The sequence below is a fragment of the Nonomuraea sp. NPDC049504 genome (assembly GCF_040676845.1).
GTDB classification, from domain to species: Bacteria; Actinomycetota; Actinomycetes; order Streptosporangiales; family Streptosporangiaceae; genus Nonomuraea; species Nonomuraea salmonea.
Map to the genome: position 1 here is coordinate 140,639 of NZ_JBFAPT010000022.1, position 12,172 is coordinate 152,810.

Sequence of the window (12,172 nt, forward strand, 5' to 3'; positions counted from 1 at the left end):
ACCGGCGTGGTATCACGAAGAACGTGAAGAATCTTGCCGGCGTGGGCATCTGGAGCACGCAACTCAGACACGGAGACCCGGGCGAGGCCGCGGAGGCCGCCGCAGAACTGGAGGAACTGGGCTACACCGCCTTGTGGATCCCCGACGTCGGAGGGCCGGTGTTCGACGCGGTCGAGCGGCTGCTGTCGGCGACCAAGCGGGCGACGGTCGCCACGGGGATCTTGAACCTGTGGATGCACACCCCCGAGGAGACCGCCGCCTCGTACGCGTCGCTGACCGCGGCCCACGGCGACCGGATCCTGCTCGGCATCGGGGTCAGCCATGCCCCGCTCATCGACTCCGCCGAGCCCGGCCGCTACCGCCGGCCGCTCGCGGCCATGTCGGCCTTCCTCGACGGGCTCGACGCGGCCGAGCAGCCCGTGCTCCCCGGCGACCGGGTGCTCGCCGCGCTCGGCCCCAAGATGCTGGAGCTGGCCAAGGAGCGCTCGCGGGGCGCGCACCCGTACCTCGTCACCGTCGATCACACCCGCCAGGCCCGCGAGGCGCTCGGCGCGGGGCCGCTCGTACTGCCCGAGCAGACCGCGATCCTGTGCTCGGGCCGCGACGAGGCACGCGCGATCGGTGCCGACTGGCTGCGCGGCTACCTGTCGCTGCCCAACTACGCCAACAACCTGCTGCGGCTCGGCTTCACCGAGGAGGACCTGGAGACGGTCAGCGACCGGCTGTTCGACGCGCTCATCGCCTGGGGCGACGAGGAGGCCGTCAAGCGCCGGGTGGACGAGCACCGCGCCGCCGGGGCGGACCACGTGTGCGTGCAGGTGCTCATCGACGACCCGAAGGGCTTCCCGCGCGAGCAGTGGCGCCGGCTCGCCCCGGCGCTCAACGGCTGACCCCGGCCCGCGCCCGCGCGGCACGCTCGGCGCCGGCCGGCCCGCCTCCGCGGGACCCGGGCGGCGGCGCCGGATCGCGTCAGTGCGACTCGCGGGCCACCTCGGCGCCGCTGCCGCCGACCAGGAAGTCGAGGTCGGCGCCCGTATTCGCCTGCTGGACCGTCTCGACGTAGAGGCGCTGCCAGCCGCGCGGCGGGCGCGCGAGGGCCTGCGTCATCGCCTCCGACGGCTCACGCGCGGCCAGTTCGCCGGGCGGGAGCTCCACGTCGAGATGGCGGTTCGGCACGTCGAGGACGATCATGTCACCGGTGCGCACCTTGGCGAGCGGCCCGCCCGCCGCGGCCTCGGGGGTCACGTGCAGCACGACCGTCCCGTACGCGGTGCCGCTCATCCGCCCGTCGCAGATGCGCACCATGTCCCGCACGCCCTGGGCGAGCAGCTTGGGCGGCAGCGGCAGGTTCGACACCTCCGGCATGCCGGGATACCCCTTGGGGCCGCAGCCGCGCAGGATCAGCACCGAGTCGGCGGTGACGTCGAGGCCGGGGTCGTCCAGACGGGCGTGCAGGTCCTCGATCGAGTCGAACACCACGGCCGGGCCGCGGTGCTTGAGCAGGTGGGGCGAGGCGGCGGCGGGCTTGATGACGGCTCCGCCGGGCGCCAGGTCGCCGTACAGGACGGCGATGCCCGCGTCCTCCTGCAACGGGTGCTCCCTGGTGCGGATCACCTCGGGGTCGTGGATCGTCACGTCCTCCAGGTGGTCCACCAGGGGGCGCCCCGTCACGGTGATCGCCTCGGGGTCGAGCAGGTCGCGCACCTGGTGCAGCACGGCGTGCAGGCCGCCCGCGCGGTGCAGGTCGTCCATCAGGTGGCGGCCGGCCGGCTGCAGGTCCACCAGGAGCGGCACGCCCGCCCCCGTGCGGTCGAAGTCGTCCTGGGTCAGCTCCACCCCGAGCCGCCCGGCGATGGCCAGCAGGTGCACGACGGCGTTGGTGGAGCCGCCGAGCGCGGCCAGCGCGACGATCGCGTTCAGGAACGAGCCCCGCGTCATGACGGCGGACGGCTGGCGGTCGGCGGCGATCATGTCCACGATCAGCCGACCGGTCGCGTGCGCGCCTTCGAGCAGCCGGCTGTCGGGCGCCGGCGTCCCGGCCAGGCCGGGCAGCGTCATGCCGAGCACCTCGGCCAGCAGGCCCATCGTGGAAGCCGTGCCCATCGTGTTGCAGTGGCCCTTGCTGCGGATCATCGACGACTCCGAGCGCAGGAAGTCGCCCTCGGTGAGGGTGCCCGCGCGGACCTCCTCGCTCAGCCGCCACACGTCGGTCCCGCACCCGAGCGGCGCGCCGCGGAACGTCCCGGTCAGCATCGGCCCGCCCGGCACCACGACGGCGGGCAGGTCCACCGACGCGGCCGCCATGAGCAGCGCCGGGATCGTCTTGTCGCAGCCGCCCAGCAGCACCACGCCGTCGATCGGGTTGGCCCGCAGCAGTTCCTCCGCCGCCATCGCGGCCATGTTGCGCCAGAGCATCGCGGTCGGCCGCACGTTCGTCTCGCCCAGCGAGACGACGGGCAGGTTGTGCGGGACGCCGCCCGCCTCCCAGATGCCGTGCTTGACCTGCTCGGCGACCTCGTTGAGATGCATGTTGCAGGGGGTGAGGTCGGAGGCGGTGTTCGCGATCGCGATGTGCGGACGGCCGTCGAAGGCGTCGGACGGCACCCCGCGCCGCATCCAGGCGCGATGGATGTAGGCGTTGCGGTCGGTGCCGTCGTACCACTGGCTACTGCGGGACATCATCCTCTCATAATGGGAAAGAAGATCGGTGAAACGGAAATCGACCGCATACCGGGCATCGGGCGTGACACGCCGCGCCGGTCACCGGGCGAGCCGGGCCGTCGCACCGCCGTCGTCAGCCGAGACCTGGAGAGAGACCGCCTTGTACCTCATGCGCATCGGAGCCCCCGGCGCCGAGAGGCCCGTCGTCCGCGTCGACGACACCCACTACATCGACGTCTCCGACGTCACCCCCGACTTCGACGAGCGCTTCTTCGCCGCCGGCGGCCCCGCCCTGCTGGCTGAGCGGGTCGCGCGCGGCGACGTCCGCGAGTTCGCCGGCGAGCGCGTCGGAGCGCCCATCGCCCGCCCCCATCAGATCCTGTGCATCGGGCTCAACTACAGCGACCACGCCGCCGAGACCGGCCAGGCGGTGCCGGACGAGCCGATCCTGTTCACCAAGTCGCCGAACACGCTGGTCGGCCCCTACGACGACGTGCGCATCCCGCGCGGCGCCACCAAGACCGACTGGGAGGTGGAGCTCGGCATCGTCATCGGCCGCCGCACCTCCTACCTCGACTCGGTCGAGGAGGCTCGCGACGCGATCGCCGGCTACTGTGTGGTCAACGACGTCAGCGAGCGCGCCTTCCAGATGGAGCGCGGCGGGCAGTGGAGCAAGGGCAAGTCGGCCGAGACGTTCAACCCGGCCGGGCCGTGGCTGGTGACGCCCGACGAGGTCCCCGACGTTCGGGACCTCGGCATGTGGCTGAACGTCAACGGCGTGCGCCGCCAGACCGGCACCACCAAGACCATGATCTTCGACCCGTACGTGATCGTGCACCACCTGAGCCAGTTCATGGTCCTGGAGCCGGGCGACCTCATCGACACGGGCACCCCGCCCGGCGTCGGCATGGGCCATGACCCGCAGATCTGGCTCCAGCCCGGCGACGTCATGGAGCTGGGCATCGACGGCCTCGGCAGCCAGCGGCAGACCGTCGTCGGACCCCGCTAGATGCGCGCCCTGGTGCTCACCGGGCCCGGTGAGGCCGAGGTCCAGGAGGTCGAGCCGCCGCGCGCCGCGCCGGGCGAGGTCGTGGTGGACGTCGAGCGGGCCGGCGTGTGCGGCACCGACGTGGAGCTGTTCACCGGCCACATGAGCTACCTGAGCACCGGGCGCTCCTGGTATCCGCTGCGGCCGGGACACGAGTGGTGCGGCCGGGTCAGCGCGGTCGGCGACGGCGTGGACCCCGCCTGGCTCGGCCGCCGCGTCACCGGCGACACCATGCTTGGCTGCGGCCACTGCGCCCGCTGCCGGTCGGGCCGCCACCACGTGTGCGCCGACCTGGCCGAGATCGGCATCAGCAGGGGCCGGCCAGGCGCGCTCGCCGAGCAGCTGCCGGTGCCCGCCGCCGCGCTGCGCGCCCTGCCCGACGGCCTCGACCCGGCGCTCGGAGCGCTGGTCGAGCCGGGCGGCAACGCACTGCGCGCCGTCCGCGCCGCCGCGCTCGGGCCGGGCGATCGGCTGCTCGTGCTCGGCACCGGCACCATCGGCCTGCTCGCCGCGCTGTTCGCGCGCGCCCAGGGCGTCGAGACCCACCTGCTCGGCCGCGACCCCGACCAGCTGCGCCTGGCCGCCCGGCTCGGCTTCGCCGCCTGGGTCCGGCCCGGGCTGCCCGATCTGCCGTGGCACGCCGTCATCGACGCCGCCACCGACCCCGGCTTACCCGCGCTCGCCCTCGACCTCGTCGAACCCGCCGGCCGCGTCGTCTACATCGGCCTCGCGCCGACCCCGTCCACGCTCGACACCCGTGACCTGGTACTAAGGGAGGTGACGGCAGTCGGTATCCTCGGCGGTTCAGCCGGACTCGACGGGGCGGCCGCGGCCTACGCCGACGGCTCGGTGGACGCCCGCCCGCTGGTCGCCGCCACGATCGGGCTCGCCGAGACCGCCGAGGCGCTGGCCGGGCACCGTCCCGCCGGCCCAGGACCCAAAATCCACATCGACCCCCGACGCTAAGGAAGCACTCATCGTGATCGACCAGCCGGACCCCGCACTCCTGGCCGCGGTGGAGACCGCCGTGCCGGGGATCGCCCGGACGAGGGCGAGCGACCGGCTCGGCCTGGCCCACGACGCCTCCCACTACCTGCTCACCCCGCAGGCCGTCCTCGTGCCGCAGGACGCCGCGCAGGTCGCCGCGCTGCTGCGGGCCGGGCTGCCGCTCACCTTCCGCTCCGGCGGCACCAGCCTCAGCGGGCAGGCCGTCAGCGGCCAGTTGCTGGTCGACACCCGGCGCCACTTCCGCGGCATCGAGGTGCTCGACGACGGCGCCCGCGTACGCGTCCAGCCCGGCGCCGTGCTCCGGCAGGTCAACGCCCGCCTCGCCCCCTACGGCCGCAAGCTCGGCCCCGACCCGGCCAGCGAGTCGGCGTGCACGATCGGCGGCGTCGTCGCCAACAACTCTAGCGGCATGACCTGCGGCACCCACGCCAACACGTACCGGACGCTGGAGTCCATGACGCTCGTGCTGCCCAGCGGCACCGTCATCGACACCGGCGCGCCCGACGCCGACGACCGGCTGCGCGCGCTCGAACCCGCGCTCGCCGAGGGCCTCGACCGGCTGCGCGAGCGGGTGCGCGGCAACCCCGAGTCGGTCCGCCGCATCCAGGCCCAGTTCGCGCTGAAGAACACCATGGGCTACGGGCTCAACAGCTTCCTCGACCACGACACGCCCGCCCAGATCCTCGCCCACCTGGTCATCGGCAGCGAGGGCACGCTCGGGTTCGTCGCCGAGGCGGTCTTCCGTACGGTGCCCGCGCACCGGCTGGCCGCGACCGGCCTGCTCGTCTTCCCCACCCTGCACGCGGCCATGGCCGCCATGCCCGCGCTGGTCGAGGCCGGGCCCGCCGCCGTCGAGCTGCTCGACGCCGAGTCGCTGCGTGTCGCCCAGACCGACCCCAAGGCCGACGACGTGCTGCGCACGCTCGACGTCCAGGCGCACGCCGCGCTGCTCGTCGAGTGGCAGGAGTCCGAGGCGGACCTGCTCGCCGAGCGCGAGCGGGCCGCAGAGCGCGCGTTCGCCGGCCTTCATCTCGCCGCGCCGGCCAGGCTCAGCCGCGAGGCGGGTGGCCGCGCCGGGCTCTGGCACATCCGCAAGGGCCTGTACGCCGCCGTCGCCGGCGCCCGCCCCAGCGGCACCACCGCGCTGCTCGAAGACGTCGCCGTGCCCGTGCCCGCCCTGGCCGACCTGTGCGACGACCTCACCGGCCTGTTCACCGCCCACCGCTACGAGCGCAGCGTCATCTTCGGCCACGCCAAGGACGGCAACCTGCACTTCATGATCAACGAGCGGTTCGGCACCGACCTCGACCGCTACGCCGCCTTCACCGAGGACATGGTGGCCGCGGTGCTCGGCAGAGGAGGCACGCTCAAGGCCGAGCACGGCACCGGCCGCGTCATGGCCCCGTTCGTCCGCCGCCAGTACGGCGACGAGCTGTACGAGGTGATGCGCGAGGTCAAGCGCCTGTGCGACCCGGCGGGCACGCTCAACGCCGGCGTCGTCCTCACCGATGACGACGACGCCCACCTGCGCGACCTCAAGCAGGTCGTCACCGTCGAGCCCGAGGTCGACCGCTGCGTCGAGTGCGGCTACTGCGAGCCGGTCTGCCCCAGCCGCGACCTGACCACCACGCCCCGCCAGCGCATCGTGCTGCGCCGCGAGCTGGCCGCCGCCCGCGCGGCCGGCGACCACGCGCTGGTCGCGGAGCTGGAGTCCGACTACGGCTACGACGCCGTCGACACCTGCGCTGTGGACGGCATGTGCGCCACCGCCTGCCCCGTCCTCATCAACACCGGCGACCTCACCAAGCGGCTGCGCGCCGAGCGCCACGGCCGCCTGGCCCGCAAGGGCTGGACGTCGGCCGCCCGCCACTGGGACGGCGTCACCCAGGCCATGAACCTCGCGCTCGACACCGCCGCCGCCACCCCGGCCCCGCTGCCCGAGGCGGCCTCCCGCGCCGCCCGCAACGTGGCCGGAGCCGACGCGGTCCCGCAGTGGTCGCGCGACCTGCCCAAGGGCGGGGACCGCCGCAAGCCGCGCCCCGCGCACCGGCCCGCCGCCGTCTACCTGCCGTCCTGTCTCAACACGATGTTCGCACCCGCCGCGGGCGGTCCCGGCGTCATGACCGCCTTCCAGCGGCTCGCCGAGCGCGCCGGGGTCGAGCTGCTCGTGCCCGAGGGCATCGCGAGCCTGTGCTGCGGCACGCCGTGGTCGTCCAAGGGGTACGCCGACGGCCACGCCACGATGGCCGGCCAGGTCCGTACGGTCCTCGGCCGCATCGAGAACACCAGCGGCGTCCCGGTGGTCAGCGACGCCGCCTCCTGCACCGAAGGCTTCCGCCACCTGCTGCCCGGCGTCGAGGTGATGGACGCGGTCGCCTACACCGCAGAGCACCTCCTGCCCCGCCTGACCGTCAAGCGCCGCATGCCGTCCCTGGCCCTGCACCCCACCTGCTCATCCGCCCGCCTCGGCCTCGACCCCGCCATCACGCGGCTGGCCGAGGCGATCGCCGAGAAGGTGGTCGTGCCGGACGACTGGCAGTGCTGCGCCTTCGCCGGCGACCGCGGCCTGCTGCACCCCGAGCTGACCGCCTCGGCCACCCGCGCGGAGGCCGCCGCCGTCATCGCCTCGGGCAGCAGGGCGCACGCCTCCGTCAACAGGACGTGCGAGCTGGGCCTGACCCGCGCCACCGGCAAGACGTACCATCACCTGCTCGAATACCTCGACCGCGCCACCGGCTAGCGGGTGTAGGCGGCGATCTTGGCGGGGTTCATCGTCCAGTAGATCCGGTCGATGCCCGTCTCGGTGGCATTGATCGTCAGGATGGTGAACACCTCGCCGTCGCGGACCAGCAGCGCGGACGTCTGCCCGTTCGCGCTCGCCCACACCACCTCGGCGCCCGCCCAGAAGCGGCTCGCGAACGCCCGGTGGTATCTGGCCACCCGCAGCGGCCCCACCACGGGGAACTTGGACGCCCGCACCGCGCCGCCGCCGTCGGAGTAGCTGACCACGTCGGCGGCGAACAGCTCCTCCAGCGCGGCCAGGTCGCCGGAGCGGGCCGCGCTGACGAAGGCGGCCAGCAGCTTGCGCTGCGCGTCGCGAGGCACCGGCGTGCGCCGCTCGACGCGCAGCCGCTTGCGCGCCCTGCTGACGAGCTGCCGCACCGCGGGCTCCTTCAGCCGGACGATCTCCGCGATCTGCCGGTAGGGGTAGTCGAACGCCTCGCGCAGCACGTACGCGGCGCGTTCGGTGGGGGAGAGCCGTTCGAGGAGCAGCAGCACCGCGAACTCCAGCGCCTCACCCCGCTCGGCCCCGAGATGCGGGTCGGCGCTGGTGTCCACCGGCTCGGGCAGCCACGGCCCGACGTAGGTCTCGCGGCGGGCGCGCGCGGACTGGGCGGCGTTGATCGCCAGGCGGGTGGTGATCGTCGCGAGGAACGCGGGCGGGTTCTCCACCGTCGCCCTGTCGTATTCCTGCCAGCGCATCCACACGTCCTGCACGAGGTCCTCGGCCTCGGTGACGCTGGCCAGCATCCGGTACGCGATGCCGAACAGGCGCGGCCGCACCTCCGCGAACACCGCCGCCGCACGTTCGAGATCGTCCCCCGCGCCGTCTGCCACTGCCCTCGCCCCCCGTCACCACGTGTCTGCCCGGAACCGCTCCGATCAATGGTCAGGTGACGAAGCGGAAGAGCGGGCTCGACGGGTCGATCTGCTCGATGCGGTGCGGGGCGGCCTCCATGCGCTTGAGCAGCGCGGGCAGGTCGTCGGGGCTGGACAGCTCGATGCCGACCAGCGCGGGGCCGGTCTCGCGGTTGTTGCGCTTGACGTACTCGAACAGGGTGATGTCGTCGTTGGGGCCGAGCACCTCGTCGAGGAAGCGGCGCAGCGCGCCGGGCTCCTGCGGGAACTCCACCAGGAAGTAGTGCTTGCGCTCCTCGTGGACCAGGGCGCGCTCGACGACCTCGGCGTAGCGGCTGACGTCGTTGTTGCCGCCGGACAGCACGCACACCACGGTGGCGCCGGCCGGGATGCCGGTCACGGCGGGGGAGCGCAGCACGGCGGTGGCGAGCGCGCCCGCCGGCTCGGCGATGATGCCGTCGATCTGGTAGAGCGCGAGCATCTCGCTGCACACCTGGCCCTCGGGGACGGCCACCAGGTCCACGCCGGAGCCCGCGATCAGCGGGTACGTGACGTCGCCCGCCCGGCGTACGGCGGCGCCGTCGACGAAGGTGTCGATCGCGTCCAGTGTGACCGGCCCACCGGCGGACACGGCGGCGGCCACGCAGGCGGCCCCGGCCGGCTCGACGCCGATGACGCGGGTGCCGGGATGCCGCTCGCGCAGCCAGGCCAGCGAACCGGCCAGCAGCCCGCCGCCGCCCACCGGCACCACGACCACGTCGGGCGCCCGGCCGAGCTGCTCGACCGCCTCGCGCAGCACCGTGCCCTGCCCGGCGATCGTCCTGACGTCGTCGAACGCCGGCACCAGCGTCGCGCCGGTCGCCTGCGCGTCGGCCTTCGCGGCGGCGGACGCCTCGTCGTACGTCTCGCCGCCCAGCACGATCTCGATCATCTCGCCGCCCAGCGCGGCGATGCGGTCGCGCTTCTGCCTGGGTGTCATGCGCGGCAGGTAGACCCGGCCGCGCACGCCGAGCGCGGAGCACGCGTACGCGACGCCCTGGGCGTGGTTGCCCGCGCTCGCGGCCACCACCCCGGCCGCCCGCGCCGCGTCGCCGAGCTGCGCGATGAGGTTGAACGCGCCGCGCACCTTGTAGGAGCGCACGGTCTGCAGGTCTTCCCGCTTGAGCCAGATCTCGGCGCCGGTCACCTCGGACAGGCGCGGGCTGCGCTCCAGCGGCGTCGTCGCCACGATGCCGGCCAGCCGCGCAGCCGCCGCATCGACCGCAGCCGCATCGACCGCGGCCGCATCGACGGCGTGTGTTCCTGTCTCCGGCTCGTCCTGGCGTGGACTGCTCACGTCACATTCCCCATCAAAGTCGTCATGTCGGTGCCGGAACCCCCCCGCCGGCCGGGCAATGCGCGTGATCCCCCGATCAGTCGCGGTGACAGCCCGCTTCCTAGTGTCATAGTGCATCGACCCCGCCGGGCCCAAATCGCCGGGTCCCGCATGACCGGAACCCGCCGCCGCGGGAGCCGTCAAGCGATCTGCAAGAGGCGTGGCAAGCCACCTGAAATCGGACGACACTTCCGGCAAGCCACTTGAAATCACTCCATCGCACAGTAAGGCCATCCGCTGAACAGCACAGCAAAAAGGACGGCCCCGATGACGCTCCCCCGTACGCTCGCCTTAGCCGCCGCCACCCTCGCCACCGTCGCCACCGCGGCCGCCCTCGCCCCCGCCGCCCACGCCGCCACCACCCCCGCCGAGACGACCGAGCTCGCCGCCCCCGCCAAGTCGTGGGGCACGTACTACGCGCCCAGGCGCGCCGCAAAGGCGTGGGGCACCCTGACCGCCACCGGCGAGGACCACGCCGACCTGCCCACGGCCGACTCCGTCCGCATCACCGGCAAGGTCTACGACAACACCCGCCGCTCCTCGTGCGGCTGGGCCGTCCTCCGCATCACGTACCGCTCGGGCAACGAGCTGCCCTTCCGGGAGCGGTGGGTCCGCGACTGCAGCTACGGCAGCCCGAAGCACTTCTCGCTCCGCTACCGCGACGTCTACCAGGTCGAGCTCAAGGTCTGCTCCGAGCCGAAGGCCAAGAAGCCGTCACTCACCTGCCTGTACGCCGGCACCTGGAAGACCCTCTACCTGTCGAAGTGAGCCCCTCGAACGGCCTCCGGCCACGACGCGCGGCGAGCACGGAACCGTCCTCCATGGGAGGGGAGGAGGACGCCCGTGCTCGACGACGTCGCGGCCGGAGTGCTGACCGGGCGGCGCGGCCGCCGCGGCAACGACGCCGCGGCGGCCGTCCGCCGGTACTGAAGCCTTTGCTCTAGTACGTGGCGGTGCGCGGGGCCGGTTCACTCTCATGCCATATGGCCGTGGACCGGGGGAAACGTCGAAATGTCGCCACACAATGGGGCAATGACTCACCCTTCAGCGCCGGACCCGTTCGGTCCGTACACGCATGGGAAGCCTAAGCAGGGATGGCGGGACTACGGCCGCGCCCCGTACGAGCAGCCAGGCCCCACGCCCCGGAGCCGCCCGGCCCCGGCATCCCAGCCCCAGCCGGACCCCGAGCCGGAGAGCCAGTGGCCCAGTCATGGACCGCTCGCCGGGGAACGCGTGCGGAGCCCAGGCCGCAGGGAGAGCGGGCCGCACCCGCGGCAGGGCAGCCCGCCACCCGGCTTCGGCGGCGCACCACCGGGCCGCCACAGCCAGCCCGGCCCCCCGGACGACCACCCTTACGCGCCGGACCCATACGTCTCTCAGGACCCGTACGGCCAAGACGCGTACGGCCCCCAGGACGCGTACGGCCAGGACCTGTACGGCCACCCTGACCCGCATGGCGACCAGGGCTTATACAGCCGCCCCGCCCCCTACGGCGACCAGGACCCGTACGGATCCTACGGTGACCCCTACGGACGCCAGACCCCCTACGGTCCCTATGGTCAGCAGCCGCCCCAGGAGCCCTACGACCTGACCGCCGGCCCCTTCGACCGCCCGCCGAAGCGCGGCAAAACCATGATCATCGCCCTCTCGGCCGCCCTGGGCGTCGTCCTCCTGGGCGGCGGTACGGTCGGCGCCGTCTCCTACCTCAAAGCCTCGGGCAGCACGCCCGCGGCCCTCCCGGACGGCAGCGGCACATCAGCCCCTGCCGAAGCGCCCCCACCCTCGGACGAACCGGCCGAGGCGGAGGCCGGCGACAACCCCAAGACGAAGGCGACGGACAAGCCGCCGGACCCCGCAGAAGAGCCGTCCCCCAGCACGTCTCCCAGCACGTCTCCCAGTACGTCATCCAGCTCGGCCGCCCAGCCCGGCTCACCGATCGCCCACACCGAGTTCGACGACTGGAAGTTCAACCTGTCGGGCGTGAAGTTCGACGCGAACAAGGTCGGCGGCTGGACCTACGAGACCTGCGAGCCCGTGGACGCCCAGGGCCTCCTGGCCAAGAACGACTGCCGCCGCGCCATCCAGGTCGCCTACTCCGCCTACCGCGGCCACCTCAAGGCGGTGCAGGTCATGCTGGAGTTCCCGTCGGACAAGGCGGCCAGGAACGCGGCCACCCGCATCACCAAGCTCACCACCGACGCCGTCAACATCCGCAGGGACATGGCCCTGCGCACCTTCGAGTACGGCAAGATCAGGACCAGCCCGGCCAAGAACTACGTGGTGGTCACCATCGTCACCGCGGACAGAACGGCCCAGTCGAAGGCCGACAAGTTCCACCTCTACATGCAGGCGGATTCGGTCGGCTACTTCCTGCTGCGCGACGTGACGATCACCAGCTGATGGGGGGAAGCATTCCCCATTAATGCCTAGGAAACTGTTTG

General features: G+C 73.1%; 9 protein-coding genes. 6 read left to right on the forward strand and 3 right to left on the reverse strand.

Features of this window, described 5'->3' with window-relative positions; translation table 11 throughout:
• Positions 1–23: 23 nt before the first annotated feature.
• Positions 24–890, forward strand: coding sequence for an LLM class F420-dependent oxidoreductase (locus AB0K28_RS35455; protein ID WP_345385689.1), 867 nt, complete (start codon positions 24–26; stop codon positions 888–890).
• A gap of 79 nt (positions 891–969) precedes the next feature.
• Here the strand turns inward: AB0K28_RS35455 and AB0K28_RS35460 are convergent, their stop codons facing one another.
• Entirely contained in the window at positions 970–2,682 is a 1,713-nt protein-coding gene (locus AB0K28_RS35460; RefSeq protein WP_364378493.1) for an IlvD/Edd family dehydratase, read from the reverse strand.
• 139 nt (positions 2,683–2,821) lie between these two features.
• Between AB0K28_RS35460 and AB0K28_RS35465 the strand changes: the two genes are divergently transcribed.
• From AB0K28_RS35465 to AB0K28_RS35475, 3 genes are read left to right on the forward strand one after another with little or no spacing between them, the layout of a single operon-like run.
• Positions 2,822–3,670, forward strand: a complete 849-nt coding sequence (locus tag AB0K28_RS35465; protein WP_364378496.1) for a fumarylacetoacetate hydrolase family protein — start codon at positions 2,822–2,824, stop codon at positions 3,668–3,670.
• Entirely contained in the window at positions 3,671–4,675 is a 1,005-nt protein-coding gene (locus AB0K28_RS35470) for an alcohol dehydrogenase catalytic domain-containing protein (RefSeq protein WP_364378499.1), read from the forward strand.
• A gap of 13 nt (positions 4,676–4,688) precedes the next feature.
• The gene (locus AB0K28_RS35475) at positions 4,689–7,457 is read left to right on the forward strand and encodes an FAD-binding and (Fe-S)-binding domain-containing protein (protein ID WP_364378502.1); all 2,769 of its coding nucleotides are present in this window, start codon (positions 4,689–4,691) and stop codon (positions 7,455–7,457) included.
• On the opposite strand, the gene AB0K28_RS35480 is transcribed toward AB0K28_RS35475, so the two are convergent.
• Positions 7,454–8,335 carry an RNA polymerase sigma-70 factor gene (locus tag AB0K28_RS35480; protein WP_364378505.1) on the reverse strand — a complete coding sequence of 294 codons (882 nt, stop codon included), beginning with the start codon at positions 8,333–8,335 and terminating at the stop codon, positions 7,454–7,456. The genes AB0K28_RS35475 and AB0K28_RS35480 overlap by 4 nt on opposite strands.
• 52 nt (positions 8,336–8,387) lie before the next feature.
• Positions 8,388–9,692: a threonine ammonia-lyase IlvA gene (gene ilvA, locus AB0K28_RS35485; protein ID WP_364378508.1), complete on the reverse strand. Its 1,305-nt coding sequence runs from the start codon at positions 9,690–9,692 to the stop codon at positions 8,388–8,390.
• A gap of 306 nt (positions 9,693–9,998) precedes the next feature.
• On the opposite strand from ilvA, the gene AB0K28_RS35490 reads away from it, so the two are divergent.
• Together AB0K28_RS35490 and AB0K28_RS35495 are read left to right on the forward strand one after the other, a co-directional pair.
• On the forward strand, positions 9,999–10,499 hold the full coding sequence (locus tag AB0K28_RS35490; protein ID WP_364378511.1) for a hypothetical protein: 501 nt from the start codon (positions 9,999–10,001) through the stop codon (positions 10,497–10,499).
• Between the two features lie 465 nt (positions 10,500–10,964).
• Positions 10,965–12,131 carry a hypothetical protein gene (locus AB0K28_RS35495; RefSeq protein WP_364378514.1) on the forward strand — a complete coding sequence of 389 codons (1,167 nt, stop codon included), beginning with the start codon at positions 10,965–10,967 and terminating at the stop codon, positions 12,129–12,131.
• Positions 12,132–12,172: the final 41 nt, after the last annotated feature.

Coding starts and splice junctions, on each gene's coding strand:
- AB0K28_RS35460 (WP_364378493.1), bottom strand. CDS start 2,682: ATGATGTCCCGCAGTAGCCAGTGGTACGACGGCACCGACCGCAACGCC.
- AB0K28_RS35470 (WP_364378499.1), top strand. CDS start 3,671: ATGCGCGCCCTGGTGCTCACCGGGCCCGGTGAGGCCGAGGTCCAGGAG.
- AB0K28_RS35490 (WP_364378511.1), top strand. CDS start 9,999: ATGACGCTCCCCCGTACGCTCGCCTTAGCCGCCGCCACCCTCGCCACC.